Annotated in this window: 23 protein-coding genes; 12 read left to right on the top strand and 11 right to left on the bottom strand. The window is 60.3% G+C overall.

Annotation, left to right across the window (positions count from 1 at the left end):
* The 3 genes from atzF (at position 1) to AC1D17_RS14645 (ending at position 4,120) form a co-directional block, all read left to right on the top strand.
* Complete coding sequence (atzF, locus tag AC1D17_RS14655; protein ID WP_477566125.1) at positions 1–1,815, top strand: allophanate hydrolase; 1,815 nt, start codon at positions 1–3, stop codon at positions 1,813–1,815.
* A gap of 416 nt (positions 1,816–2,231) precedes the next feature.
* Entirely contained in the window at positions 2,232–3,518 is a 1,287-nt protein-coding gene (locus AC1D17_RS14650; RefSeq protein WP_477566124.1) for an NAD(P)/FAD-dependent oxidoreductase, read from the top strand.
* A 179-nt stretch (positions 3,519–3,697) separates the two neighbouring features.
* On the top strand, positions 3,698–4,120 hold the full coding sequence (locus AC1D17_RS14645) for a DUF4864 domain-containing protein (protein ID WP_477566123.1): 423 nt from the start codon (positions 3,698–3,700) through the stop codon (positions 4,118–4,120).
* 44 nt (positions 4,121–4,164) lie between these two features.
* On the opposite strand, the gene tgt is transcribed toward AC1D17_RS14645, so the two are convergent.
* The 5 genes from tgt to coaD form a co-directional block, all read right to left on the bottom strand.
* Positions 4,165–5,295 (bottom strand): tRNA guanosine(34) transglycosylase Tgt, encoded by a 1,131-nt coding sequence (tgt, locus tag AC1D17_RS14640; protein WP_477566122.1) that lies wholly within the window; start codon positions 5,293–5,295, stop codon positions 4,165–4,167.
* A complete protein-coding gene (queA, locus tag AC1D17_RS14635) occupies positions 5,292–6,392 on the bottom strand; it encodes a tRNA preQ1(34) S-adenosylmethionine ribosyltransferase-isomerase QueA (RefSeq protein WP_477566121.1) in 1,101 nt (366 codons plus the stop codon). The genes tgt and queA overlap by 4 nt, the downstream gene beginning before the upstream one ends.
* Before the next feature lie 78 nt (positions 6,393–6,470).
* Entirely contained in the window at positions 6,471–6,980 is a 510-nt protein-coding gene (locus AC1D17_RS14630; RefSeq protein WP_264218779.1) for a peptidylprolyl isomerase, read from the bottom strand.
* Positions 6,981–7,023: 43 nt separating this feature from the next.
* Positions 7,024–7,593 (bottom strand): peptidylprolyl isomerase, encoded by a 570-nt coding sequence (locus AC1D17_RS14625; RefSeq protein ID WP_477566120.1) that lies wholly within the window; start codon positions 7,591–7,593, stop codon positions 7,024–7,026.
* A gap of 30 nt (positions 7,594–7,623) precedes the next feature.
* Positions 7,624–8,118 carry a pantetheine-phosphate adenylyltransferase gene (gene coaD / locus AC1D17_RS14620; RefSeq protein WP_477566119.1) on the bottom strand — a complete coding sequence of 165 codons (495 nt, stop codon included), beginning with the start codon at positions 8,116–8,118 and terminating at the stop codon, positions 7,624–7,626.
* Positions 8,119–8,370: 252 nt separating this feature from the next.
* Between coaD and AC1D17_RS14615 the strand changes: the two genes are divergently transcribed.
* The 3 genes from AC1D17_RS14615 (at position 8,371) to AC1D17_RS14605 (ending at position 10,581) form a co-directional block, all read left to right on the top strand.
* Positions 8,371–8,493: a hypothetical protein gene (locus AC1D17_RS14615; protein WP_477566118.1), complete on the top strand. Its 123-nt coding sequence runs from the start codon at positions 8,371–8,373 to the stop codon at positions 8,491–8,493.
* Between the two features lie 29 nt (positions 8,494–8,522).
* Positions 8,523–8,663, top strand: a complete 141-nt coding sequence (locus AC1D17_RS14610; protein WP_477566117.1) for a hypothetical protein — start codon at positions 8,523–8,525, stop codon at positions 8,661–8,663.
* Between the two features lie 244 nt (positions 8,664–8,907).
* Positions 8,908–10,581 (top strand): M10 family metallopeptidase, encoded by a 1,674-nt coding sequence (locus AC1D17_RS14605; RefSeq protein ID WP_477566116.1) that lies wholly within the window; start codon positions 8,908–8,910, stop codon positions 10,579–10,581.
* Between the two features lie 170 nt (positions 10,582–10,751).
* Here the strand turns inward: AC1D17_RS14605 and gyrA are convergent, their stop codons facing one another.
* A complete protein-coding gene (gene gyrA, locus AC1D17_RS14600; RefSeq protein WP_477566115.1) occupies positions 10,752–13,532 on the bottom strand; it encodes a DNA gyrase subunit A in 2,781 nt (926 codons plus the stop codon).
* Positions 13,533–13,764: 232 nt separating this feature from the next.
* On the opposite strand from gyrA, the gene AC1D17_RS14595 reads away from it, so the two are divergent.
* Positions 13,765–14,394, top strand: coding sequence for a MarC family protein (locus AC1D17_RS14595; RefSeq protein ID WP_477566114.1), 630 nt, complete (start codon positions 13,765–13,767; stop codon positions 14,392–14,394).
* 77 nt (positions 14,395–14,471) lie between these two features.
* Here AC1D17_RS14595 and AC1D17_RS14590 read toward each other — a convergent pair whose 3' ends face one another.
* The gene (locus tag AC1D17_RS14590) at positions 14,472–15,005 is read right to left on the bottom strand and encodes a single-stranded DNA-binding protein (protein ID WP_477566113.1); all 534 of its coding nucleotides are present in this window, start codon (positions 15,003–15,005) and stop codon (positions 14,472–14,474) included.
* A 268-nt stretch (positions 15,006–15,273) separates the two neighbouring features.
* On the opposite strand from AC1D17_RS14590, the gene uvrA reads away from it, so the two are divergent.
* The gene (uvrA, locus tag AC1D17_RS14585; RefSeq protein ID WP_477566112.1) at positions 15,274–18,195 is read left to right on the top strand and encodes an excinuclease ABC subunit UvrA; all 2,922 of its coding nucleotides are present in this window, start codon (positions 15,274–15,276) and stop codon (positions 18,193–18,195) included.
* Between the two features lie 24 nt (positions 18,196–18,219).
* Positions 18,220–19,023 carry a DUF72 domain-containing protein gene (locus tag AC1D17_RS14580; RefSeq protein ID WP_477566111.1) on the top strand — a complete coding sequence of 268 codons (804 nt, stop codon included), beginning with the start codon at positions 18,220–18,222 and terminating at the stop codon, positions 19,021–19,023.
* 64 nt (positions 19,024–19,087) lie between these two features.
* Here the strand turns inward: AC1D17_RS14580 and AC1D17_RS14575 are convergent, their stop codons facing one another.
* The gene (locus AC1D17_RS14575) at positions 19,088–20,608 is read right to left on the bottom strand and encodes an NAD(P)H-hydrate dehydratase (RefSeq protein WP_477566110.1); all 1,521 of its coding nucleotides are present in this window, start codon (positions 20,606–20,608) and stop codon (positions 19,088–19,090) included.
* A 338-nt stretch (positions 20,609–20,946) separates the two neighbouring features.
* Here AC1D17_RS14575 and AC1D17_RS14570 point away from each other — a divergent pair, with 338 nt between their 5' ends.
* Both AC1D17_RS14570 and glnA read left to right on the top strand, forming a co-directional pair.
* Entirely contained in the window at positions 20,947–21,285 is a 339-nt protein-coding gene (locus tag AC1D17_RS14570) for a P-II family nitrogen regulator (RefSeq protein WP_018324798.1), read from the top strand.
* Positions 21,286–21,345: 60 nt separating this feature from the next.
* Positions 21,346–22,755 (top strand): type I glutamate--ammonia ligase, encoded by a 1,410-nt coding sequence (gene glnA / locus AC1D17_RS14565; RefSeq protein WP_477566109.1) that lies wholly within the window; start codon positions 21,346–21,348, stop codon positions 22,753–22,755.
* Between the two features lie 92 nt (positions 22,756–22,847).
* On the opposite strand, the gene AC1D17_RS14560 is transcribed toward glnA, so the two are convergent.
* Positions 22,848–23,885 (bottom strand): TAXI family TRAP transporter solute-binding subunit, encoded by a 1,038-nt coding sequence (locus tag AC1D17_RS14560; protein WP_477566108.1) that lies wholly within the window; start codon positions 23,883–23,885, stop codon positions 22,848–22,850.
* Positions 23,886–23,930: 45 nt separating this feature from the next.
* The gene (locus tag AC1D17_RS14555; RefSeq protein WP_477566107.1) at positions 23,931–24,974 is read right to left on the bottom strand and encodes a hypothetical protein; all 1,044 of its coding nucleotides are present in this window, start codon (positions 24,972–24,974) and stop codon (positions 23,931–23,933) included.
* Positions 24,975–25,161: 187 nt separating this feature from the next.
* On the opposite strand from AC1D17_RS14555, the gene hspQ reads away from it, so the two are divergent.
* On the top strand, positions 25,162–25,491 hold the full coding sequence (gene hspQ, locus AC1D17_RS14550) for a heat shock protein HspQ (RefSeq protein WP_477566170.1): 330 nt from the start codon (positions 25,162–25,164) through the stop codon (positions 25,489–25,491).
* An 87-nt stretch (positions 25,492–25,578) separates the two neighbouring features.
* Here the strand turns inward: hspQ and AC1D17_RS14545 are convergent, their stop codons facing one another.
* A complete protein-coding gene (locus AC1D17_RS14545) occupies positions 25,579–26,208 on the bottom strand; it encodes an invasion associated locus B family protein (protein ID WP_477566106.1) in 630 nt (209 codons plus the stop codon).
* Positions 26,209–26,222 lie beyond the last annotated feature (14 nt).

The following is a 26,222-nucleotide window of genomic DNA, read 5'->3' as shown; positions in this document are numbered from 1 at the left end:
ATGCTGCCGACAATTCTCGATCTCTCAAGCCTTCGCGCCGCCTATCAATCCGGCCTGACGCCGCTCGATCTCGTTGAGGAGGTCATAGGGCGCCGCGCCGCTTCCAAAGACCCGGCGATTTTCATTACCGCCACGCCGGATGAGAAGCTGCGCTCTGCCGCCCGTGACCTGCTGGCACGGGCACCCGACCCAAACAGCCTACCGCTTTGGGGTATCCCCTTTGCTGTGAAGGACAATATCGATGCCGCTGGTCTGCCGACCACAGCCGCCTGCCCTGCCTTCGCTTATGATTCGACGGTGGATTCGACTGTCGTCGCACGTCTCAAGGCTGCCGGCGCCCTCCTCATCGGCAAGACCAACCTCGACCAGTTCGCGACCGGGCTCAATGGCACACGGTCTCCCTATGGCGCGCCGCGTTCGGTCTTCGACCCCGCCTATGTATCGGGTGGTTCGAGTTCCGGTTCGGCGGTAGCGGTCGCCTCGGGGCTTGCCACATTCGCGCTCGGCACGGACACGGCAGGTTCCGGCCGCGTGCCGGCGGCCTTCAACAATCTCGTCGGCATCAAGCCGACCCCTGGGCTGGTGCCGAACGGCGGGGTCGTCCCGGCCTGCCGCAGCATCGATGTGGTCACTGTCTTTGCCGCGACGGTTGGTGATGGCGTTACGATCCGCAAGGTGATGGAGGGCTATGACGCTGCCGATCCCTTCTCGCGCCATGCCAAGCCCACTAGCCTTCCCGCGTCCGGTTTGCGTATCGGCGTGCTGGAGGCTGCCGAGCGCGAATTCTTCGGAAACCGGGATGTCGAGGCGCTCTACGATGCGGCGATCGAGCGGGCGAAATCGCTTGGCGCGACCATCGTGCCTTTCGACTACGCGCCGTTCCGGCAGGCCGCCGAACTGCTCTACAATGGCCCGTGGGTCGCCGAACGGCTGGCGGCCGTGAAGGACTTCCTGGCCAGCAACGCGGATGATTTCGACCCGACGGTTCGCACGATAATCGAAGGCGCCAAGGCTTATGATGCCGTCGCCGCATTCGAAGGCAGGTACAAGCTCGAAGCGTTGCGGCAACAGACGAAGGCCACGTGGACGAAGGTGGACATCCTGTTGCTGCCAACCTCGCCCACCACGTACACGGTTGGGGAGATGCTGGCCGATCCGATCGTGAAGAACAGCCATTTCGGGCGCTACACGAATTTCGTCAATCTCTACGACTATGCTGCCATCGCCATTCCGGCGGGCTTCGGCAGCAATGGTTTACCCAGTGGCGTGACGCTGATCGGCCCGGCGTTTACGGACGACGCGCTCGCCCCGTTTGCCGACGCCATGCACCGGGCAGTTGGCGCGGGCATGGGCAAGGACAAGACGGCATCGCTGCCCGAAGAAATCCGGATTGCACCGCTTGATGACGGCTTTGTTCCGATCGTTGTCGTCGGGGCGCATCTGACCGGCATGCCACTCAATCACGAACTGACCGGACCGGGTGGATATCGCCTGAAAACCTGCCGAACAGCCGGCGATTACCGCCTCTTCGTGCTGCCGAACACCACGCCGCCGAAACCCGGCCTCATCCGTGACACCGGGTTCGCCGGCGATGGCCTCGAAGTCGAAGTCTGGGCACTCCCACCCGCCGCCTTCGGTACCTTCGTCCAGAAGATTCCAGGGCCGCTCGGCATTGGAAAAGTGACCCTTGAAGACGGCAGCTGCGTCTCCGGCTTCCTCTGCGAGGCGCATGCCGTCGCAGGCGCCGAGGAAGTGACCGCGCTCGGTGGCTGGCGGGCCTACATCCGCACGAAAAACGCGAATTCAACCGTATGACGAAGGAAGCAAATAACATGACAAGATTGCTCGGACATATGCTTCGCCTGTTCCGCGAGGGACTGCTCGCCCGCACGTTCGCCATCGGCGCGCAGCGTCGCAATTCGGCACTCCTCGACAAATGATATGCATGCCGACCTCAAAGATTAGGAACAATGATTTAGCGCAAAGCTCGGTCGCCGTACCGACACGCAGATAGACACGAGCGGCGCAAGCGCTTCGGATGAGGTTCGACTTGCAGGCGCTATCGTCGTTTTCGCTCCGGCGGGCAGGAGGTAGCATGCAACGCTGGAATGTCCCACTGCCCGGGTTTCGATGACCTGGGAGATTGCCGATGGGATTGATTGCGGATGATCGCCCTTCTCAAATAGCGCCCGCCGTGCAGAATGGTCTTTCCATTCAGATGAAAGCACAGCATGCCCGCAGTCCCGCTGCCGACCAGCCTCTATACCGACACCGCCCATCCCGCACCGTTGACGCCACCGCTTGATGGCGACAGGACCGTGTCGGTCGCGATTATCGGCGCCGGTTTTGCCGGGCTCTCCACAGCCTTGCATCTTGCCGAGATGGGCGTCGATGTCTGCGTGCTCGAAGCCAATGAACCCGGCTGGGGGGCGTCCGGACGCAATGGCGGACAGGTCAATCCCGGGCTCAAGTTCAACCCCGACGAACTGCTTGCCCGGTTTGGCGGCGATCTTGGCCAGCGCATGATCAAGATGGCCTGGGGTGCGCCGGATTTCACCTTCGGTCTCATTTCCCGGTTGGACATCGATTGCGACGCACGGCAGAACGGCACGCTGCGGGCGGCGACCAATGCACTGACGGCCAAGGCTGTCGGCATCACGGCCGCTCAATGCGCAGTACACGGCATGCCGGCACGCTTGCTCGATGCCAGAGAAACGGAGCTGGCGACCGGCACGGGCCGCTATTCCGCGGCCCTGTTCGATCCGCGCGGCGGCGATCTGCATCCGCTCAACTTTGCACGCGGCCTGGCTTCTGCCGCCCAGAATGCGGGCGCGTCGATCCATGGCGACAGCCGTGTCGTCTCGGCCCGCAAGCAATCCGGAAAGTGGCTGTTGCGCACCCACAAGGCCACCGTTACGGCGGACAAATTGCTAGTCGTTACAAATGCATATGCGGACGGGCTGTGGCCTGGCTTGAAGAAATCCCTGGTTCCCGTCTACAGTTCGATTGTTGCAACGGAACCCCTGCCGGGCGAACTTACGGACCGCATCCTGCCGCACCGTCCGGTGCTCTACGAAAGCGGCCATATCACTGTTTACTATCGCCTCGACAAACAGAACCGGCTGCTGATGGGCGGACGCGGACCGCAGCGGACACTGACCGGGCAAACCGGGCCGCTCGACTATCTCAAGCGCTACGCCGAAGCGCTTTGGCCGGGCCTGCGGGGTGTTCGCTGGCCACATGCCTGGAACGGCCAGCTGGCAATCACACCGGACCACCTGCCGCATCTGCATGAGCCGTCGGAAGATGCATTGATCTATCTCGGCTGCAATGGCCGTGGCGTGGCGCTGGCGACAACCATGGGCCATCAGCTGGCCGGACGCCTGGTGGGCGGACAATCGGCCCGGATCGACCTGCCGGTGTCCGGCATCAGGCCCATGCCTTTCCATGCGCTGTGGCCCATCGGCGTGCATTCCGCCATGATCTGGGGGAGAATGAAGGACCGGCTGGGCATATAGACCCGAAGGATACCGGCGTATCCACTCAACAGTTTTCGTATTCTTCAGTTTAATAAAACAAACCAATACATTGAAATTTATATATTTATTACGATGCATCCCAAGCGGCGTGAGCGCATCAAAAAACCATTTTCGCTCGTTGCACGTATCTATTCTGATGGCCAGCAAGGGAGACGGGAATGATCCGAACATTCAGAGCCTGCGCGTGCATTGTCATTCTACTGTCGACCGCACCGGTGGCGGTGGCGGCGGAGCCCGTCGATACCGCGCAGTCGATCATCCAGAACCAGATCGAGGCCTTTCTCAACGACGATGCCGAAGCCGCCTATTCGTTTGCCTCGCCGCAGATCCGGCAAAAATTTCCCGACAAGAGCATCTTCTTCGAGATGGTCAAGCGCGGCTACGCACCGGTCTACCGTCCCGGCAATTTCGCCTTTGGCCGCAGCAAGGTCGAGGGCGGCACGGTGGTTCAGGAAGTGCTGATTACGGGTGCGGACGGCAAGGACTGGACGGCGCTGTACTTCCTCGTCAGGCAACCGGACGGCAGCTACAAGATCAACGGCGTGCAGATACTGCAGCAGGCGCCCGGCCCGGAAATCTGACCGGGACCCCGCTTATATCAAGTCTCTATCTCCGAGACTTGGTATTACAGCGGCGCCAGATCGCCGCGCGCCCATTCTTCCTGGGTCTCTTCCATGAAGGCGGCATAACGGCCTTCCTCGATTGCCTTGCGGATGCCTGCCATCAGCTCCTGATAATAGGCCAGGTTGTTCCATGTCAGCAGCATGCCGCCCAGGCTCTCGTCGGCGCGCACGAGATGATGCAGGTAGGCGCGGGAATAATCGCGCGTTGCCGGGCATGCGGACTGGTCGTCAAGGGGCCTTGTATCCTCCGCATGGCGCGCGTTGCGCAGGTTGACGCGGCCGCGCCGGGTAAAGGCCAGGCCGTGACGGCCGGCACGGGTCGGCATGACGCAATCGAACATGTCGATGCCGCGCGCCACGGACTTCAGGATATCGTCAGGCGTGCCGACACCCATCAGATAGCGCGGCTTTTCGGCCGGCAGTTCCGGGCATGTGATGTCGAGCATGTCGAGCATGACGGCCTGCGGTTCACCAACGGCCAGACCACCGATCGCATAGCCCTTGAGATCAAGCCCGGATAGCGCCTGCGCCGAGCGGACACGCAGCGCCGGCACATCGCCCCCCTGGACGATGCCGAACATCGCCTTGCCCGGCTGGTCGCCAAAAGCGGTCTTGCAGCGCTCCGCCCAACGCAGTGACATTTCCATTGCGCGTTCAATATCAGAGGGTTCTGCCGGAAGCCTCACACATTCGTCGAGCTGCATCTGGATATCGCTGTCGAGCATGCCCTGTATCTCGATCGAGCGTTCCGGCGACATATGGTGCAGGGCGCCATCGACATGGCTCTTGAAGGTCACGCCCTTCTCATTGAGTTTTCGCAGGCCGGCCAGCGACATGACCTGAAAGCCGCCACTGTCTGTGAGGATGGGATGGGGCCAGCGGATCAACTCATGCAGACCGCCAAGACGCGCCACGCGCTCCGGGCCGGGGCGCAGCATCAGGTGGTAGGTGTTGCCGAGGATGATGTCTGCGCCGAGATCGCGCACCTGGTCGAGATACATCGCCTTGACGGTGCCCACTGTGCCCACCGGCATGAAGGCCGGGGTGCGTATCTCTCCGCGCGGCATCGATACCGTACCGCGCCGCGCCTTGCCGTCCGTTGCCTTGATGTTGAACTGAAATGTCTCGGTCATAATGTCTCGATCATGGGGGTATCCCGAAAAAGCAGGCTGGAATCGCCATAGGAATAGAAGCGGTAGCCGGTTTCGATCGCATGCGCGTAAGCGCGCCGCATCGTCTCCATGCCGCTGAAGGCCGAGACGAGCATGAACAGCGTCGACTTCGGCAGGTGGAAATTGGTCATCAGCATATCGACGGCGCGAAAACGATAGCCGGGCGTGATGAAGATACCGGTCGGGCCGGACCACGCGTGGATGTCGCCGTTTTCCCCGGCGGCACTTTCGATCAGCCGCAGCGAAGTGGTGCCGACGCAGACGATGCGCCCGCCCCTCGCCCGCACAGCGTTCAGCCGTTCGGCGACTTCGGCGCTGACATGGCCGATTTCCTGATGCATGACATGGTCGTCGGTATCATCGACCTTCATCGGCAGGAAGGTTCCAGCACCGACATGCAGGGTAACGAAATGGCGCTCGACCCCAAGTGCGTCCAGGGCCTGGAAAAGGCGGTCCGTAAAGTGAAGGCCGGCGGTCGGGGCTGCCACGGCGCCGTGTTCGCGTGCGTAAACCGTCTGGTAATCGGTGCGGTCCTGCTCGTCCTCTGCACGCTTGGACGCGATATAGGGCGGCAGCGGAATGTGGCCGACGGACAGAATGGCTTCGTCCAGCGCCGGGCCGGAGAGATCGAACTGCAGGGTCACCTCACCCGCCTCGCCCTTCTCCTCGACGGTCGCGTCCAGCGCGCCCATCAGGCAGGTGTTGGAGCCGTGGCCGAATTCGATACGGTCGCCGGGCTTCAGGCGTTTTGCGGGACGTGCAAACGCCTTCCAGCGATCTGCGGCGACGCGCATATGCAGCGTCAGCGAGACCTGGGTGACCACGTCCTCGCCTCGCCGGCGCAGGCCTTCCAGCTGTGCGGGAATGACTTTTGTATCGTTGAAGACGAGCGCATCGCCGGGGCGCAGGAACGACGGCAGATCCATGACGCTGTGATCGGAAAGCTCAGCATTTTGCTGCGGCCGGACGACGAGCAGGCGGGCGCTGTCGCGCGGGCTTGCAGGCCTGAGCGCAATATTGTCCTCGGGGAGATCGAAATCGAACAGGTCGACGCGCATGAAAAATCTTCTTTAAACGGCAAACCCGCCCCGGCGCTTTTTAAGGCGATCCGGGACGGGTTTTGGCAATAGCCTGAATTAGGCGTTGGCGGCAAGTTTCATCGACACGATGCTGTCGGGATCCTTGACGGGCTCGCCCTTCTTGATCTTGTCGACGTTCTCCATGCCGGAGATAACCTGGCCCCAGACCGAGTACTGCTTGTTCAGCCAAGGACTGTCGGTGAAGCAGATGAAGAACTGCGAATTGGCCGAGTTCGGCATCTGGCTGCGGGCCATGGAGCATGTGCCGCGTACATGGCTCATGTTGGAGAATTCAGCCTTGAGGTCCGGCTTGGAGGAGCCGCCCATGCCGGCGCGGGCCGGGTTGAAATGCTCGCCGCCCTTCTTGCCGAACTGGACGTCGCCGGTCTGCGCCATGAAGTCGTCGATGACGCGGTGGAAGACGACGCCGTCATAGGCACCTTCGGCGCACAGTTCCTTGATGCGGGCAACGTGGCCCGGCGCCAGGTCCGGCAGAAGCTGGATGACGACCTGTCCCTTGGTGGTTTCCATGATGATGGTGTTTTCCGGATCCTTGATCTCGGCCATGGCCTTCTCCTTCTTGTTTAAAGCAGGCGTGTTAAAGCGGTTGTTACTTGCCGACCTTGACGCTGATCATCCGGTCGGGATCGGTGACGGAGCCGTTGTTGGCTTCGTCGCCCTTCTTGATCTTGTCGACATTCTCCATGCCATCGACGACCTTGCCGACGACGGTGTACTGGCCATTCAGGAAATCGCCGGGTGCGAACATGATGAAGAACTGGGAATTGGCCGAGTTCGGGTCCTGGCTGCGCGCCATGCCCACGGTTCCGCGCTCAAAGGGAACCTTCGAGAATTCGGCTTCAACATCCGGTTTGGACGAACCGCCCATGCCGGCCATATCGGCCTTGAAGTCCTTTTCCATGTTGCCGTACTGGACGTCGCCGGTCTGGGCCATGAAGCCCGGGATGACGCGATGGAAGGCGACATTGTTGTACTCGCCCGCCTCCGTCAGTTCCTTGATGCGCGCGACATGCTTCGGCGCGACATCCGGCATAAGCTCGATGACGACCGGGCCGTCCTTCAGCGTGATGGTGATGTATTCCTTGGCCTGGGCAAAGGCATTGCCGGTCAGGGATGCGAGGACAACGGCGCCGGCGAAAGCGAGTTGGAAAATTTTCATGATAGCTCCCGTGAAAATGAAATGGACGCGTCAGGATTTGCGTTTGGCGCTGAGGGCCTGGTGAACGGCTTTCGGCACGAAAGCGCTGACGTCACCGCCCATAGCCGCGATCTGGCGGACCAATGTGGCGGTAATGGGCCGCGATGCCGTTCCGGCCGGTAGAAACAAGGTCTGTATATCCGGCGCCATCTGGCGGTTCATGCCCGCCATCTGCATTTCGTAGTCGAGATCCGTGCCGTCGCGTAGCCCGCGCACCAAAATCGATGCGCCATGTTTGCGCGCCGCATCAACCACCAGATTGTCAAAGGAGACCACGGATATATCGCCGGCCCTCTGCGGCAGGAACTCGCTCAGCGACTGCCGGATGAGGGCAGCGCGTTCCTCGAAGGAAAACAGCGGCGCCTTGCCCGGATGGATGCCGATCGCAACGATCACCGTCGGCGCCACGTTCAGCGCCTGCACCAGCACATCAAGGTGACCGTTGGTCATGGGGTCGAAGGAGCCGGGGTAAAAAGCAGTGGTCATCGCGCCTGTTTCCGTTTCGAAGCCTTTTGTCACGGACAGCGGCCAATCGCAAGAGAGCGCCCTGATGCCAAGTCTCGATGACGGAGACTTGGTATTGCTGCACCCTGTTCCTTGCGGAACTGCAGCGGGCTCGCATGGATGCTAGATGAAGGGTGTATCCAAGGTTGCTTCAAGCACCACCTTGTATCACGCGAAGTAGAGAACGGAACTTTTTCGGATCACAGCCATTATCCGGCTGAAGGGATCACGGCTATGGCACTTATTCTTCTTTCGATGACCATGTTTTTTGTCATGCTTTTTGCAACGGCAAACGCAATCAGAAACGAAGCGCGTATGGATCGTTCCGGTCTCAACCGCAAGCAGTTGTTCAAGTAGCGGCATTTTCAAGCAAAGGATAATCTGCAATGGCCATCGCGATGATGCTCGTATCGGCAGGGATTACTATCGTGTTCCTGGTCGATTTCGCCAAAACCATTTTCGAACTCCGGCGCGACCGTATCGCGATGAAGTCTACCAGCCCCGACGCCGGCGGTTTCAGCGTCTAAAATCCGTGCGTTCCAAGGTTTCCCGACAGCGGCAACCTCCAGTCTCCGCTGACATAAAAAACCGGACGGTTCCCTGCCCGTCCGGTTTTTCTTTGTTCGCGGCGTGTCGCTTGCATTGCCCACGATCAAGGCCGATCCGGTCCCGCATCTCATCTTGACTTGCTGCGGTCTTCTCGATAGAGGCAATAGTATCGGGGCATGCACCTTATTGGTGTATTGTGCAGTATTCAAGGTTGAGGCGAACATGGCAACTCCGACACTCAATTCCGTTCCGGTGACGGCGGTAAACGCTGCGGCGACAGGCGCTGGCGCCTATTTGATCGCGGGAACGAAATGGGGCGGAGCCCTCGGGTCGGGCGTGACTTTGACCTACAGTTTCCCCACGGGCGTTGCGACGTTCATCCAAGGTTACTCCGAATGGAGCAGCTGGTCGGCGCTTTCCGACGGAGAGCAGGCAGCAATTCGCGATGCTTTGAGCATGTGGTCGAAATCTGCCAATGTCACATTCGTTAAGGTTGCCGACGATGCGTCCACCGTCGGTGAGCTTCGTTTCGCCTACACTGAAGATATTGATCCGGGCGCAGCAGCCCACGCCTATTTACCCGGAAGTCACCCAAGCGCCGGCGACATCTGGTTCAGCTGGTACAATTTCAATCCGAACGCCAACCCAACAGTTCCTCGCGGAACGTATGACTATCTTACAATCCTGCATGAGATTGGCCACGCGCTGGGGTTAAAGCATTCCTTTGAATCGCCTAACGCCATTCCGGCCGACAAGGACAATTATTTTTATACGATCATGAGTTACACCGCCTCGCCCTGGTCTGCCGTTGGCGACAACTATTCTTCCTTCGCCCCAACCACGCCTATGTACTACGACCTTGTGGCGATCCAGGCACTTTACGGAAAAAATACGAGTATAAACAGCGGTGACACAGTCTACACGTTCAAGGATGGCTCGCGCTATTGGCAGGCAATCAATGACGCTGGGGGCCGTGACGAGATTGTCTATAGTGGTTCTGAAAACAGCTCGATTAACCTCAACCCTGGCGCTTTCAGTGCTCTCAGCGAAGCAATTTTCTTCCAGACCCCCACAGGGGCAAGCACATCGTCACGGAGCACAGTGACGATCGGTCCAGGCGTGACGATCGAAAATGCGCGCGGCGGCACTGGCAACGACAGCTTGATCGGGAACGGCGTTGGCAATCGACTGTGGGGCCAAGCGGGCAACGACACACTGACTGGAGGCGGCGGCAACGACACCCTTGACGGCGGTACCGGCGCAGACATTCTGCGTGGGGGCGCGGGGAACGACACCTATGTCATCGACACCAGCGCGGACACCGTTGACGAAAGCCCTGCCGGCTCCAACGGTGCGGATATCGTGCGCTCGTCGGTCAGCTGGAGCCTCGTGAATTCCACCAGGGTTCTCGGCGCATTCGAAAACCTGACACTGACCGGGAGCAACAACATAAGCGGCACGGGCAACGCGCTGAACAACCTGCTGACCGGCAATAGTGGCGCCAATGTGTTGAGTGGCGGTGGCGGCAATGACACGCTCAACGGCGCGGGCGGCAATGACAAACTTGCCGGCGGTGCGGGTAATGACACATTTTTCTTCAATACGGCGCTGAACGCAGGCGCGAATATTGACCGTATCACTGATTTCTCAGTTCCTGCGGATACAATCCGCCTGGAGAACGCCGTTTTTACGGCACTGCAGGCCGTCGGAACTCTGGCAAGCGCGGCCTTCTACCTTGGTTCAGCCGCTCACGACGCCAGCGATCGCGTTGTCTACAACGCCAAAACGGGTGCGCTGACCTACGATCCGAACGGTAATGCAGCAGGCGGCGACATTCAGTTTGCGACCCTCAACACCGGGTTGGCACTCACCCACCTGGACTTCATCGTGGTGTAACCGTGCCGGAATCACCGGCGACGGATTTTTCCGGACGCGAGCCAAAACCCCGAAAAAGCAAGGCACTGATATAGCCAGCCGATAAAGGCTATTTTTGTCAGATGGACCAAACGCAAAAAGCCGGGCGATCTGACCGCCCGGCTTTGTTGGAGATGCCTGAACCAGGCTGACTATTCCTCGGCTACCGCCGGAGTGTCGCTCTCCGGCAGACCCGCATCGCTTGCGATTTCCTCGTCCTCATCAGAGTCCGGTTCGCTGATCCGCTCGACCGAGACGACCTTTTCGTCCTTGGCGGTCGAGAAGATCGTGACGCCCTTGGTGGCGCGGCTTGCAAGCCGGATGCCGCCGACCGGAACACGGATCAACTGGCCGCCATCCGAGACGAGCATGATCTGGTCGCTGTCTTCGACCGGGAAGGCCGCCACAAGCTCGCCGATTTCGCCGGTCTTGGACGTGTCCGTTGCGCGAATACCCTTGCCGCCGCGGCCGGAGGTGCGGAAGTCATAGGTGGACGAACGCTTGCCGAAGCCCTTGACGGAGATCGTCAGCACGAACTGCTCGCGTGCCTTCAGTTCTTCGTAACGGGCATCTTCAAGCTGACCTTCCTCGGTGACTTCCTCGCCGACCAGAGCGATTTCCTCATCCTCGCCGGTGGCCGCCCGGCGCTCTGCAGCAGCGCGCTTCAGATAGGCAGCGCGTTCCCATGGCTCGGCGTCGACGTGGCCGACGATGGTCATCGAGATGATCCGGTCGCTCTCACCCAGCGTGATACCGCGAACGCCGATCGAGTTGCGGCCGGCAAAGACGCGGACGTCATCGACCGAGAAGCGGATGCACTGGCCAAGCGCCGTCGTCAAAAGAACGTCGTCGTGTTCGGTGCAGGTTTCGACGGAGAGGATTTCGTCGCCCTCTTCCTCGAGCTTCATGGCAATCTTGCCGTTGCGGTTGACCTGGACGAAGTCCGACAGCTTGTTGCGCCGGACGGTGCCGCGGGTGGTCGAGAACATCACGTCGAGGTTTTCCCACGTCGCCTCGTCCTCAGGCAGCGGCATGATCGTGGTGATGCGTTCGCCGGGCTCCAGCGGCAGCATGTTGATCAGCGCCTTGCCGCGCGATTGCGGCGTACCGATCGGCAGGCGCCAGACCTTTTCCTTGTAGACGATGCCGCGCGACGAGAAGAACAGGATCGGCGTATGGGTGTTGGCGACGAACAGGCGCGTGACGAAATCCTCGTCGCGCGTCGCCATGCCGGAGCGGCCCTTGCCGCCGCGGCGCTGGGCCCGGTAGGTCGTCAGCGGCACACGCTTGATATAGCCGAGATGGGACACGGTGATGACCATGTCTTCCCGGGCGATCAGGTCCTCGTCGTCCATGTCCGGACCGCCTTCGACGATCTCGGTGCGGCGCGGCGTGCCGAATTCGTCGCGAACGGCGATAAGCTCGTCCTTGACGATGGTCATGATGCGAATGCGCGACGACAGGATATCGAGGTAATCCTTGATCTCGTCGCCGATCTTGTTCAGTTCGTCGCCGATTTCATCGCGGCCAAGCGCCGTCAGGCGGGCAAGGCGCAATTCGAGGATCGCCCGGGCCTGCTCTTCCGACAGGTTGTAGGTGAGGTCCTCGTTGATGCGGTGACGTGGATCGTCGATGAGGCGGATCAGGCTTTCGACGTCGGCTGCCGGCCAGCGGCGCGTCATCAACTGTTCGCGCGCGGTGGCTGGATCCGGCGCTTCGCGGATCAGCTTGATGATCTCGTCAATATTGGCAACCGCGATGGCAAGGCCGACCAACACATGGGCGCGGTCACGCGCCTTGCGCAGCAGGTACTTGGTGCGGCGGCTGATGACTTCCTCGCGGAAGGAAACGAATGCGCGCAGCATGTCGAGCAGCGTCATCTGTTCCGGCTTGCCGCCGTTCAGAGCCACCATGTTGCAGCCAAACGAGGTCTGCAGCGGCGTATAGCGATAGAGCTGGTTGAGGATCACCTCGGCATTGGCATCGCGCTTCAGCTCGACGACGACGCGGTAGCCCTGGCGGTCGGATTCGTCGCGCAGGTCGGAAATGCCCTCGATGCGCTTGTCCTTGACCAGTTCGGCCATCTTCTCGATCATCGTCGCCTTGTTCACCTGATAGGGAACTTCGGTGATGATGATCTGCTCGCGGTCGCCGCGCATCGGCTCGATGGTAGCGCGGCCGCGCATGATGACCGAGCCGCGGCCGGTCTCGTAGGCCGAGCGGATGCCGGACCGGCCGAGAATGAAGGCGCCGGTCGGGAAGTCCGGACCGGGAATGATCTCCATCAGCTGCGGCAGTTCGAGCGCCGGTTCGTCAATCAGGGCGATACAGCCGTTGATCACCTCGATCAGATTGTGCGGCGGGATATTGGTCGCCATGCCGACGGCGATGCCGCCTGCGCCGTTGACCAGAAGGTTGGGGAATTTCGCCGGCACGACAGACGGCTCGCTCAGCGTGCCGTCATAGTTGTCGCGAAAATCGACCGTTTCCTTGTCGAGGTCGTCGAGCAGCGCGTGCGCCGCTTTCTCCAGGCGGCACTCGGTGTAGCGTTCGGCCGCCGGCGGGTCACCGTCGATGGAGCCGAAATTGCCCTGACCGTCGATCAGCGGCAGGCGCAACGACCAGGGCTGCGCCATGCGGGCGAGCGCATCATAGATCGCCGAGTTGCCATGCGGATGGAATTTACCCATCACGTCCCCGGTGACGCGGGCGCATTTGACGTATTTCTTGTTCCAGTCGATGCCCAGTTCGCTCATCCCGAACAGGATGCGCCGGTGCACGGGCTTCAGACCATCGCGGACGTCGGGAAGAGCGCGGCTGACGATAACGCTCATGGCGTAATCGAGATAGGAGCGCTGCATTTCCTCCATGATGGAAATGGGCTCGATGCCGGGTGGGTTCTTGCCGCCGCCTGGTGTGCTTTGTTCAGTCAATTTCGATCACGATCTTTGTTCAGAATCAGACAGATTTTTATAGCCGAATGCATTGGCGAGCGCCAATTTCGGGGCTGGGTTTTGAACAGCCTTTTAGGCTCATCGGCGCTCTCGCAGGCATTTGCAAGGCAAAAGCGGCAGAACAGTGAAGGACGGCCCTTTCATTCGCTGCCGCCCTCGCCTAACAATTCATCAGGCGGCGATCCTAAACAAGGCCGCGAGGGGGAACGGGATGCCTGACATCGACCTTCTGATCAATGCGCTGACCACAATCCTGGTCACCATCGATCCGCCCGGCCTTGCGCCGATCTTCCTTAGCCTCACCGTCGGCATGAGCCGGCACGAACGCTTTCTGGTGGCCCGCCGCGGCACGCTGATCGCGTTTTTTATCCTGTCGGCCTTCGCGCTGTTCGGCAACGGCATCCTCGGCCTGCTGGGCATCTCCATCGGCGCCTTCCGGATCGCCGGCGGCCTGCTCCTGTTCTGGATCGCTTTCGAAATGATCTTCGAGAAGCGCAATGAGCGCAAGGAAAAGAGCGGCGAAGCCGCCATTACCCGAGACCACATCCACAATATCGCGGTGTTTCCGCTGGCGCTGCCGCTGATTGCCGGTCCCGGCGCGATCTCGGCGACGATCCTGCTTTCCGGCTCGTTTTCGGCAACGATCGACCGGGCCCAGCTGATCCTGGTCATCGCTTTCTGCCTGGCCATCCTGTTTGCCGCCCTCGTCATCGCCGATCGCATCGACCGGTTCTTGGGCGTCACCGGCCGCGCCATCCTGACACGGCTGCTCGGCGTCATCCTTGCGGCTTTGGCGGTGCAGTTCGTGGTCGACGGCGTCAAATCGGCCATGGCTTTGTGACCGCGCCAAACTGCAGGCGGTTCGTCTGACGAAAAAGGCCCGGTTTCCCGGGCCTTTTTGACTGTCGAGCGCTTCGCTCAGAACGGAATGTCGTCATCCATATCGCGCGAAAAGTTTCCGCCGCTGCTGCTGCCGCTGGAGCGGCCCGATGGCGCCGGGGACGGGCGATCGTAATCGCCGCCGTAGTTGCTGGAACCGCCGCCGGCATTGCCGCCGTATTCGGAGCCGCCGCGGCTGCCGCCGGCGCCCTGCCCGTCACCACGGCCGCCCAGCATGGTCAGCGTCGAATTGAAGCCCTGCAGCACGACTTCCGTCGAGTAGCGATCCTGGCCGTCCTTGTCCTGCCATTTGCGGGTCTGCAGCTGGCCTTCGATATAGACCGTCGCACCCTTCTTCAGATACTGCTCGGCAACCTTGCACAAACCTTCGTTGAAGATCACCACACGATGCCATTCGGTCTTTTCCTTGCGCTCGCCGGAATTGCGGTCGCGCCAGCTTTCCGACGTCGCAATGTTCAGGTTGGCGATCGGCTTGCCGTCCTGCGTGCGCCGGATTTCCGGGTCTGCCCCGAGGTTACCGATCAAAATCACCTTGTTGACACTGCCTGCCATCTTGCTTTTCCCGCTATCCTGCCCGGCCTTTCACAGCCCGGCTACCTAATTCCAAGCGCGCATCTTAGCGGCTGACGCCCAAGCATACGCCCCTTTGCATTGCATCATCCACAACAGATTTCAAATTTCGTTCTTTATTTGTTCTAATAAATCCGTAATATCCTGTCAACCGACTCGTGAAGGTTGCCTGTTTTTCGGATTGCGCCTCGACATGCGCTGTGCCGTACCTAAATAGGAGCTTTCCAATGCAGACACAAAGCTGGGCACGATGAGCAAACTCGAGACCATTTCCATCCGCGGCGCGCGTGAGCACAATCTGAAGGGCATTGACCTCGATCTGCCGCGCAACAAGCTGATCGTCATGACCGGCCTGTCCGGCTCCGGAAAATCCTCTCTCGCCTTTGACACCATCTATGCCGAGGGACAGCGGCGCTATGTCGAAAGCCTGTCGGCCTATGCCCGCCAGTTTCTCGAGATGATGCAGAAGCCGGACGTCGACCAGATCGACGGCCTGTCTCCGGCAATCTCGATCGAGCAGAAGACCACCTCGCGCAACCCGCGCTCGACGGTCGGCACGGTCACCGAGATCTACGACTATATGCGTCTTCTGTTTGCCCGGGTCGGCGTGCCCTATTCGCCGGCGACCGGCCTGCCGATCGAAAGCCAGACAGTCAGCCAGATGGTCGACCGGGTTGTCGATTTCGGCGAAGGCACGCGCCTCTATATTCTCGCGCCGATCGTGCGCGGCCGCAAGGGCGAGTACAAGAAAGAGCTCGCCGAGCTGATGAAGAAGGGCTTTCAGCGCGTCAAGATCGACGGGCAATTCTACGAGATTGCCGAGGCGCCGGCGCTCGACAAGAAATACAAGCATGACATCGACGTCGTCGTCGATCGCGTCGTCGTGCGCCCGGACCTGACGACGCGCCTGGCCGATAGTCTGGAAACCTGCCTGACGCTTGCCGACGGTCTGGCCATCGCCGAATTCGCCGACAAGCCACTGCCGCCGGAAGAGACTGCGGCAGGCGGCTCGGCCAACAAGTCGCTGAACGAAACGCACGAGCGCGTGCTGTTTTCCGAAAAATTCGCCTGCCCCGTATCCGGCTTCACCATTTCGGAAATCGAACCGCGGCTGTTCTCGTTCAACAACCCCTTCGGCGCCTGCCCGACCTGCGACGGTCTGGGCAGCCAGCAGAAGATCGACGAGGCGCTGATCATCCCGGAACCTGACCGGACGCTGAAGAGCGGCGCCATCGCCCCTTGGGCGAAATCGTCGTCACCCTACTACAACCAGACGCTCGAAGCGCTCGGCAAGGCTTTCGGCTTCAAGCTGTCGAGCAAATGGACCGACCTCTCCGACGAGGCCAAGCACGCCATCCTGCAGGGCACCGAAGAAAAGATCAGCTTCCACTACGAGGACGGCGCCCGTTCCTACAACACGACCAAGACCTTCGAAGGCATCGTGCCCAACCTGGAACGGCGCTGGAAGGAAACCGACAGTGCCTGGGCGCGCGAGGAAATCGAGCGCTACATGTCGGCCGCCCCATGCCCGGCCTGTGCCGGCTTCCGGTTGAAGCCGGAGGCGCTCGCGGTCAAGATCAACAAGCTGCATATCGGCGAAGTCACGCAGATGTCGATCCGGGTTGCGCGTGACTGGTTCGACGTCCTGCCGCAGCACATGAACGCCAAGCAGAACGAGATCGCGGTGCGCATCCTCAAGGAAATCCGCGAGCGCTTGCGCTTCCTCAATGATGTCGGCCTCGAATATCTTAGCCTGTCGCGCAATTCCGGCACGCTGTCGGGCGGCGAAAGCCAGCGCATCCGGCTGGCCTCGCAGATCGGCTCGGGCCTGACCGGCGTGCTCTACGTTCTCGACGAACCGTCGATCGGCCTGCACCAGCGCGACAATGCCCGGCTGCTCGATACGCTGCGGCACCTGCGCGATATCGGCAATACCGTGATCGTCGTCGAGCATGACGAGGACGCCATCATGACGGCCGACTATGTGGTCGACATCGGGCCGGCTGCCGGCATTCACGGCGGCGAAGTCGTGGCACAGGGCGCGCCACCGGAAATCCTTGCCAATCCGAACTCGCTGACCGGCAAGTATCTGTCCGGCGAAATGGCGGTTTCGGTTCCGGCCGAGCGGCGCAAGCCGAAGAAGAAAAAGGAAATCACCGTCGTCGGCGCCCGTGCCAACAATCTGAAGAACGTCACGGCCTCGATCCCGCTCGGCATTTTCACGGCCGTCACCGGCGTTTCAGGTGGAGGCAAGTCGACCTTCCTGATCGAGACGCTCTACAAGGCCGCGGCGCGGCGGATCATGGGTGCGCGCGAAAACCCGGCCGAGCACGACCGGATCGACGGGTTCGAGCATATCGACAAGGTCATCGATATCGATCAGTCTCCGATCGGCCGCACACCGCGCTCCAACCCGGCCACCTATACCGGCGCCTTCACGCCGATCCGCGACTGGTTCGCCGGCCTGCCCGAGGCAAAGACGCGCGGCTATCAGCCGGGCCGGTTCTCCTTCAACGTCAAGGGCGGCCGCTGCGAGGCCTGCCAGGGCGACGGCGTCATCAAGATCGAGATGCACTTCCTGCCGGACGTCTATGTCACCTGCGACGTCTGCCACGGCAAGCGCTACAACCGCGAAACGCTCGACGTGCATTTCAAGGGCAAGTCGATCGCCGACGTGCTCGACATGACCGTCGAGGAAGGCGTCGAGTTCTTCGCCGCAGTCCCCGCCGTGCGCGACAAGCTGCAGGCGCTGCAGGGCGTCGGCCTCGGTTACATCAAGGTCGGCCAGCAGGCGAACACGCTGTCGGGCGGCGAGGCGCAGCGCGTCAAGCTCGCCAAGGAACTGTCGAAACGCTCGACCGGCCGCACGCTCTACATTCTCGACGAACCGACCACCGGCCTGCACTTCCATGACGTCGCCAAACTGCTCGAGGTGCTGCACGAACTGGTCAATCAGGGCAATTCCGTTGTGGTCATCGAGCACAATCTCGAAGTCATCAAGACCGCCGACTGGGTCATCGATTTTGGCCCCGAGGGCGGCGATGGCGGCGGTGAGGTGATTGCTGCGGGAACGCCCGAGGACATTGTCAAGGAAAAGCGCTCCCATACCGGCGCTTTCCTCAAGGAACTTCTGGAGCGGCGGCCGATCCGTAAGATGGCCGCGGCGGAGTAAGACATAGAACGAGAGGGAGAGAGTATGTCGACATCAGGCACGATCCGCTGCGGCATTGGCGGCTGGACCTTCGATCCCTGGGAGGGGACGTTTTATCCGGAAACGCTGGCGAAGAAGCGGCAGCTTGAGTATGCAAGCCAGCAGCTGAAGGCCATCGAGGTCAACGGTACCTATTATAGCTCGCAAAAGCCTGAGACTTTCGCCAAGTGGGCGTCGGAAGTGCCTGATGATTTTATCTTCTCGCTGAAGGCCAGCCGCTTTGCCACCAACAAGAAGGTGCTGGCGGACGCCGGCGAATCGATCGGCAAATTCCTTGGCCAGGGGCTGACGGAACTCGGACCGCATCTCGGCCCGATCCTCTGGCAGTTCATGCCGACCAAGAAATTCGACGCCGATGATTTTGGCGCGTTTCTGGCGCTGCTTCCGGAAAAGCAGGATGGCCTGACGCTGCGTCATGTCGTTGAAGTCAGGCACGATTCCTTCCGCACGCCGGAATTCACGGCTCTGCTTGCCAAGCACAAGGTGGCGGTCGTCTGCGCCGATCATTTCGATTATCCGATGATCGCCGATGTGACCGGTGATTTCGTCTATGCCCGCCTTCAGACCGGCAGCGATGACGTGCAGACCTGTTACGATGAAAAACGCCTCGATCTCTGGGCTGAGCGGGTGAAAATCTGGGCGGCAGGCGGCGATATCGGCGATCTCGCCCATGCCGATCCAGCTCACAAGCCGGAAAAGAAGCCGCGCAACGTCTTTGCCTTCTTCATCACCGAGGGCAAGGTCAATGCGCCGAACGGCGCTCGGGCACTTCAGAAGCGGGTGGCTTGATCACTAGCCGCACAATTCCTTAAATCGGAGCCAATTTATGGAATTATGCAGCAAATTTAAGGTGTTACAGCGACCTTTGCGGGTCATGGGTGACCCGCTGCGCTGTAACGGCCGGCAGCGGCTCGATAGCGGCCGCAAGGTCTTCCGCCGTCAGCCCCTCGCCCGCCTTGGTGCCTGCCCGGCCATGGCGCCAGACGCCGGCGGCGGCGGCTTCAAAGGCCGGCATGCCCTGCGCCAGATGGGCACCGATGATGCCGGCAAGTGTATCTCCTGATCCGGCCGTCGCCAGCCACGGCGGCGCGTTGGTATTGATTGCGGCGCGGCCGTCGGGCGATGCGATGACCGTATCGGCGCCCTTGTAGACGATGACGCCATGGCTGCGTTTGGCCGCCGCAATGGCGCGATCGACCTTCGAGAGCGTTTGGTCAGCGTCGATATCGGCAAACAGCCGGGCGAACTCGCCCTCGTGCGGGGTCATGACCAGCCGGGTTTCGCCTCCCGCAAAGGCTGCGAACAGCGGTGCCGGATCGTCCTTGAAAGCGGTGATCCCGTCGGCATCGAGCACCAAAGCCCTGTCGCTGAGCATCAAGGCGTATTGCCGTGCCTTCTCCATATCGCCAAAACCCGGACCCAATACGAAGGCGCTGACGCGTCTGTCGGCAAGCCAGTGCGACAGAGCGCCGGCATCGTCGATTTGCTTGAGCATCACGGCGGTCAGGTGGGTTGCGTTGGCGTCGAGGGCGTCGGATGGGGACACCAGCGTCACCAGCCCGGCGCCGGCCTTCAGTCCGGCGGACGCCGAAAGCCGCGCCGCCCCGGTTGTGAGCGGCCCGCCCGAGAAGACGGCGAGATGGCCGCGCTTGAATTTATGGGCCGAAGGATCAAGGACGCGCGCCTGCCCTGCCCAGAGATCTGGAGCGTTTTCGCAAAGCCCGCTTGCGTGGCTGCGCAGGATCCGCTCCGGTATACCGATATCGAAAACCTCCAGGCTGCCGCAGAGCGCCCGGCCCGGCAGCAGGATGTGCCCCGGCTTCCGCGCCATGAAAGTGACGGTATGGCTGGCGCGAAAACTCTCACCCAGCACCTGTCCGGTGCGGCCGTCAACACCGGATGGCAGGTCCACCGCGATGACCGGGAGTTGCGCTTGCGCGACGGCCTGCATGATCGAGGCCACATCATTGCCGACCGGACGGGCGAGGCCTGCGCCAAACACGGCATCGATAACGATATCCCCGGGCTGCGGCTTGTATGCCGCAAGAGCGGCGGTGCTGTGCGCCCACGCCGCATGGGCACGGGCGGCATCGCCTTTGAGACGCGCCGGCTCGCCGAGGCAATGGACGCGGACATCAGCGCCGCTCTGCCGCAAGGCCACTGCTGCGATATAGCCGTCGCCGCCATTGTTGCCGGGTCCACACAGAACGGCAAACCGCAACGCGCCGGGGTAAAGCCGCAGGGCTGCAGCGGCGACGGCCATGCCGGCTAAGGTCATCAGCCGAAAACTGTCGATCCCCGACAGCGCTGCGTCGCGATCGATCGCAGACATTTCGGCGGGGGTAATGATCACGGTGTCGCGGGTGAATGGCATGGCGTCAAAATGCCCCCAAGCAGCGGCGGCGGCAAGCGTAAAACTATGGGTCGATTTTGTATATTTTTTATGCATTTGCACATATTTGACGCTCAAATATGTCGCTTAACAATGCACTAGGCGCCAAGAGTTGCGGACAATTCGGTTTCGCGCAGAAAAATTCATAAAAAATAGGCAAAAGGCGCTGTTTATTCCGAATAAAGCGATATGATCACAGCAGATGGAGGAGTTTTCATCCAAAACACCATCGCATTTGCCATATCTGGCATGTAAAATGCATATTAAGGGCGAGCGGGCATAAGCCTGCCATAACGGGAGAAGCGGAGAGACATTTTCTCATGAAAAAGATCGAAGCGATCATAAAGCCTTTCAAGCTTGACGAAGTGAAGGAAGCCCTTCAGGAGGTTGGTCTGCAGGGTATCACCGTCACGGAAGCGAAGGGCTTTGGGCGCCAGAAAGGCCACACGGAGCTGTATCGTGGGGCGGAATACGTTGTTGATTTTCTCCCCAAGGTGAAAGTCGAAGTCGTGCTGGCTGACGAAAACGCGGAGGCCGTGATCGAGGCCATACGGAATGCCGCCCAGACCGGACGCATTGGCGACGGAAAGATCTTCGTATCCAATATCGAAGAGGTCATTCGAATCCGTACCGGCGAAACCGGCATCGACGCCATCTAATCTGCCTGACCGTTCGGTTCGGGTCCTACCTCGTCATCTCAAAAGAGGGACTTTCAAAACATGACGACTGCAAATGATATCCTCAAGCAAATCAAGGATAACGACGTCAAGTTCGTTGACCTGCGCTTCACGGACCCGAAGGGCAAGCTGCATCACCTGACGATGGACGTCGGCTGTGTGGATGAAGACATGTTCGCCGATGGCGTCATGTTCGACGGCTCGTCTATCGGCGGCTGGAAGGCCATCAACGAGTCCGACATGGTGCTGATGCCGGATACGGCAACCGTGCACATGGATCCTTTCTTTGCGCAGTCCACGATGGTTATCGTCTGCGATATTCTCGATCCGGTCTCCGGCGAAGCCTATAACCGCGATCCGCGCGGCATCGCCAAGAAGGCCGAGGCCTATCTCAAGGCGTCCRGCATCGGCGACACCGTCTTCGTTGGCCCGGAACCGGAATTCTTCGTGTTTGACGACGTCAAATACAAGGCCGATCCCTACAATACCGGCTTCAAGCTCGATTCTTCCGAACTGCCATCGAACGACGACACCGACTACGAGACCGGCAACCTCGGTCACCGTCCGCGCGTCAAGGGCGGCTATTTCCCGGTTCCGCCGATCGACAGCTGCCAGGATATGCGCTCCGAAATGCTGACGGTCCTGACAGAAATGGGTGTCACCGTCGAAAAGCAGCACCACGAAGTGGCCGCCGCCCAGCATGAGCTCGGTGTCCGGTTCGATACGCTGGTGCGCAATGCCGACAAGGTGCAGATCTACAAATACGTCGTACACCAGGTCGCCAACGCCTATGGCAAGACGGCAACCTTCATGCCGAAGCCGATTTTCGGCGACAACGGCTCGGGCATGCACGTCCACCTGTCGATCTGGAAGGACAGCAAGCCGACCTTCGCAGGCGACGAATATGCCGGCCTTTCGGAAAGCTGCCTCTATTTCATCGGCGGCATCATCAAGCACGCCAAGTCGATCAACGCCTTTTCCAACCCGACGACGAACTCCTACAAGCGTCTCGTCCCGGGCTATGAGGCACCGGTGCTGCTCGCCTACTCCGCCCGCAACCGCTCGGCTTCGTGCCGCATTCCGTTCGGCACGGGCCCGAAGTCCAAGCGCGTCGAAGTCCGCTTCCCTGATCCGCTGGCAAACCCCTACCTCGCCTTCGCAGCGATGCTGATGGCTGGCCTCGACGGCATCAAGAACAAGATCCATCCGGGCAAGGCCATGGACAAGGATCTGTACGACCTGCCGCCGAAGGAATTGAAGAAGATCCCGACCGTCTGCGGCTCGTTGCGCGAAGCGCTGGAAAGCCTCGACAAGGACCGCAAGTTCCTGACCGCCGGCGGTGTCTTCGACGACGATCAGATCGATTCCTATATCGAACTGAAGATGGTCGAGGTCATGCGCTACGAGATGACCCCGCATCCGGTCGAATTCGACATGTACTACTCGGCCTGACGGCCGGTTTCGGACCCGTCTGCGGCGGGTCCGTCTCAAACAAAAGGCCGGCTTTCACCAGAAAGCCGGCCTTTTGTTTGGAGAGGTTTGCTCTATTTCTTCTTCAGCCGCTGCTTCAAAAGATTGAGATATTCCTCGTTGCCATCCGGCGCTTGGCTCGCGGCTTCCGGCGACTTGCAGGCCGGCTTGTAGTCGAGCGCCATGCCTGCCTTGACGCAGACCCCGACCTGCCAGCCGGGCGGCAGGGCCGTCAGATCGACATCCTTCCATTTCGGATGGCCGGTTGCCTGCAGCTTGTCGAGATTGTTGAGGATGAGGCTGGAAAACTCCGAGACGGCCTTGCAGCTGTCCCGTTGATAGGCGTTGCGCTTGACGTCGTAGTCATAGGTCATCATCACAGCCTTGACGGCGATCAGATCGACGGGCTCTTTCTGGAAGGCATAGGTTCCGGCATCGATGCGCGACGGCGTGTAGGTTGCCAGAAGCGGCGCTTCGGTGATCGGCACGAGATGGAATTTCGCTCCATCGATCGGGTTGTTCTTGAACAGCGCCGCCGGCGCCCCGGCGACGTAGAAGAAGGCGTCGATCTCGCCTGCGAGAAGCTTTGGCAAGGCTGCATCCGGATTGAGCGGCACCCGCTCCCCGGTCTTCACCTGCAAGATATCGAGGATCAGCGAGGATGTCAGGAAGGTGCCGCTGTCCTTGACGCCGACGGCAACCTTTTTGCCAGCCAGATCTTCCATGCCTTTGATATCGGTACGGGCGAGAACATGGATTTCCTCGTTATAGAGCGGAAACATGATGCGCACGCCGCGCACCGCCTGCTGCACTTCCGGATCATCGGCCTCGAACGTTTTCAGATATTCGAGCACATCGCTCTGGACGATGCCGAACTGGGTATTTTTGCTGTTGCGCACGCCGACGAAATTCTCAAGCGACCCTGCGGATTCCTTGACGTTGAGCGTCAGGCCACAGGTCTTGCCGAGGGTCGAGACATCCCGCCCGATCTGTATATAGGTGCCCTGCGGCCCGCCGGTCATGATGTTCTTTTCGAATTCGGCAGCCGATGCCGAATGGAGCGCCAGCGCCGTAAAGATCGTAGCGGCTATGAAAGCCCGTCGGAACATCATGTTTTCTCCACGTAATGCGCCCGCCTGGCAGGCAGATACCGGTTGTCAGCAATCACTTTTAAAATCGCGCATCAGATTGCGCATCAGGATCAGCGGCACTTTGTCAAAGACACTTTCAAGCGCATCGGTAACGCAAGCGCCTGACGCCAGCTGGTCTTTCAGGCGTTGTTTCTTCTCGTCGTCCAGAAAGCCAACGCCCCGCGTCGTACCAATGATCCTGTCCACCGTCAGCCGGTCACGGGGGACCAATCCCGCGCCCGGAACCGGCCGACCGGCCTCGGATACCGGCTTGTCGATCACCGGTACATCGGATGGCGTTTCGGCGGCAATTCTGGCAGCGGCCTTAGCCTGATCCTCAAGCTGCTTCTGCAGTATTTCGACTTTCCGGCGTTCTTCACTGAGGCTTTGTTCCAGCGTCTGGAGCTGAACATCACGCGCCAGATCAAGCGCTGATTTGAATGTCGGAGGCTTTCTTTCGGCGTCCGTCACCTTCTGCTCCAACGCCTTTTGCGCTGCCACCGTATCGGCCATTGCCCTCTCGAGGGCCGCCTTCAGGCTGGTTATCTGCTTGTTCAGCGCAATGTTGTCGGCGCCAAGATTTTGCAGTTGCGTCCGGGCATCGGCAGCATCGGTCTTGGCAATGCTCAGCTGATCGTTGAGCCTGGCAATCGTTGCCGTGAAATCATCGGCCGCAGATTTCGCTGCGGTCTTTTCGGTTGAAAGCAGTTTTTCAAGCGCGGAAATATCGGCGTCGCGCTTGTCCAGCAGCCGGGTGAGCTTGGGAACCTCATTCAGCTTCAGCTCGGCATAATCCTTCTCCAGTTCTTCGGCCCAGTTTCCGGAATTCTTTTTGAAGTTGACGAGATCGCTGCTGGCCTTGTCTTTCTCCGCCGTGACTTCGGCCAGTTCCGCTGTGAGTGAGGCAGTACCGGCCTTCAGCGCGGCAATATCCGCCTGCATAGTCTGCCGGGCAAACCAGAAATAGCCGCCGGCGGCAATCAGCACGACGCAAAGCACAGCCGGCAGCGCGAGGCCGGAGGGGCTGCGGCCGCGTGTCACCTGATGATCCCTACCCCATTGATTGCTCATGCCATATCCGCTGCCGAAGAACGCCTCCCATTTGAGGTACGACGATTTTCCAACAGAGGCAAGCAACCGCATCAAGCGATGCTGTCTGTGCCGATCCGCGATGCTCTGCGCCCATGTCCTGGCAGAGTTTGGCTATTGATGTTTGATGAAGAACCACCACATAATACAGCGAAAGGAACCTAACATGCTGAAACAAAGAGACGCAAAATTTCAGATTGGACAGGTTGTTCGCCATCGCGTGTTTCCATTCCGCGGCGTTATATTCGACGTCGATCCGGAATATGCCAACACCGAGGAATGGTGGAATTCAATACCCGCTGAAGTCCGCCCGACCAGGGACCAGCCGTTCTACCATCTGCTCGCGGAGAACGAGGAAACGGAATACGTCGCCTATGTCTCCGAACAGAATCTCGTTTCGGATGAAAGCGGAAAACCGGTGCGTCATTCGCAGGTGAACGCCTTCTTCGATCCGGAGACCGTCGGGCAGTATAAGCCGAAAGCGGTTGTCCAGCACTGAGACAACCATCGATGATGGTTTTGGCCTTAAATGCAAAAAGCCGCCGCGAGATTATCGCAGCGGCTTTTTGCTTGAGAAGTCAGGCAATCAGTTCGCCTTGGCAGCCTTCTGGGCTTCTTCAAGCTTCTTGCGGGCGTCCTCGGCCTTCTTCTGCATTTCTTCCTGCAGCAGGCGCTGGCGCTCTTCGAGCTTGGACTGTTCGATCGGTTCGCCGTCGAAGACGCCGGTGAAACCACCGAGCGAAATCTTGATCGGGTTCGGCGCGCGCTGGAAGTTGACCGACGTGAAGACGACTTCGCCGCCCTTCTTCAGGCTGGCAAGAACGGCATCGCTGAGCGGCACTTCGGCAACGCACTTGTCAGGCATGCAGATGGCGTAGTCGAGCTTGGCGCCCTTTCCACCATCGATCTGCATCTGAATGCCGGGCGGAATGAGGCGTGCCGACGGAACCGAAACCTGCAGAACCTTGCGGTTGACCTTGCCCTGAACGCTGATCAAGCCAACGGCGGTGATCAGCTGACCGTTGCTGGCCGTCAACAGGTTCTGCACGATGCAGACGTCGTTGTCTTCCTGCTTGGTGCAGACCTTGAACCAGCCCTGCGGCGGACGGCCGGCAGCCTGCTGCGCGAAAGACGCGGACGGCAGAGCGGCAACGGCGACAGCGCCGGCGAACGCCGACAAAGCAGCCTTTTTGGTGAAGTTCGACTTGAAGATCATATTGATATCCGTCT

This window comes from Pararhizobium sp. P1_E7 (genome assembly GCF_056405855.1).
Note: the sequence above shows the minus strand (reverse complement) of the source record. Positions and strands in the feature narration are given on the sequence as shown.

Excerpts from the sequence above, each read along its gene's own strand:
- AC1D17_RS14615 (WP_477566118.1), top strand. The coding sequence starts at position 8,371 with ATGGCACTTATTCTTCTTTCGATGACCATGTTTTTTGTCATGCTTTTT.
- AC1D17_RS14570 (WP_018324798.1), top strand. The coding sequence starts at position 20,947 with ATGAAAAAGATCGAAGCGATCATAAAGCCTTTCAAGCTTGACGAAGTG.
- AC1D17_RS14645 (WP_477566123.1), top strand. The coding sequence starts at position 3,698 with ATGATCCGAACATTCAGAGCCTGCGCGTGCATTGTCATTCTACTGTCG.
- AC1D17_RS14610 (WP_477566117.1), top strand. The coding sequence starts at position 8,523 with ATGGCCATCGCGATGATGCTCGTATCGGCAGGGATTACTATCGTGTTC.
- uvrA (WP_477566112.1), top strand. The coding sequence starts at position 15,274 with ATGAGCAAACTCGAGACCATTTCCATCCGCGGCGCGCGTGAGCACAAT.
- AC1D17_RS14595 (WP_477566114.1), top strand. The coding sequence starts at position 13,765 with ATGCCTGACATCGACCTTCTGATCAATGCGCTGACCACAATCCTGGTC.
- coaD (WP_477566119.1), bottom strand. The coding sequence starts at position 8,118 with ATGACCACTGCTTTTTACCCCGGCTCCTTCGACCCCATGACCAACGGT.
- AC1D17_RS14590 (WP_477566113.1), bottom strand. The coding sequence starts at position 15,005 with ATGGCAGGCAGTGTCAACAAGGTGATTTTGATCGGTAACCTCGGGGCA.
- AC1D17_RS14630 (WP_264218779.1), bottom strand. The coding sequence starts at position 6,980 with ATGGCCGAGATCAAGGATCCGGAAAACACCATCATCATGGAAACCACC.
- AC1D17_RS14575 (WP_477566110.1), bottom strand. The coding sequence starts at position 20,608 with ATGCCATTCACCCGCGACACCGTGATCATTACCCCCGCCGAAATGTCT.
- queA (WP_477566121.1), bottom strand. The coding sequence starts at position 6,392 with ATGCGCGTCGACCTGTTCGATTTCGATCTCCCCGAGGACAATATTGCG.
- tgt (WP_477566122.1), bottom strand. The coding sequence starts at position 5,295 with ATGACCGAGACATTTCAGTTCAACATCAAGGCAACGGACGGCAAGGCG.
- AC1D17_RS14560 (WP_477566108.1), bottom strand. The coding sequence starts at position 23,885 with ATGATGTTCCGACGGGCTTTCATAGCCGCTACGATCTTTACGGCGCTG.
- AC1D17_RS14555 (WP_477566107.1), bottom strand. The coding sequence starts at position 24,974 with ATGAGCAATCAATGGGGTAGGGATCATCAGGTGACACGCGGCCGCAGC.
- AC1D17_RS14650 (WP_477566124.1), top strand. The coding sequence starts at position 2,232 with ATGCCCGCAGTCCCGCTGCCGACCAGCCTCTATACCGACACCGCCCAT.
- AC1D17_RS14605 (WP_477566116.1), top strand. The coding sequence starts at position 8,908 with ATGGCAACTCCGACACTCAATTCCGTTCCGGTGACGGCGGTAAACGCT.
- AC1D17_RS14545 (WP_477566106.1), bottom strand. The coding sequence starts at position 26,208 with ATGATCTTCAAGTCGAACTTCACCAAAAAGGCTGCTTTGTCGGCGTTC.
- AC1D17_RS14625 (WP_477566120.1), bottom strand. The coding sequence starts at position 7,593 with ATGAAAATTTTCCAACTCGCTTTCGCCGGCGCCGTTGTCCTCGCATCC.
- AC1D17_RS14580 (WP_477566111.1), top strand. The coding sequence starts at position 18,220 with ATGTCGACATCAGGCACGATCCGCTGCGGCATTGGCGGCTGGACCTTC.
- atzF (WP_477566125.1), top strand. The coding sequence starts at position 1 with ATGCTGCCGACAATTCTCGATCTCTCAAGCCTTCGCGCCGCCTATCAA.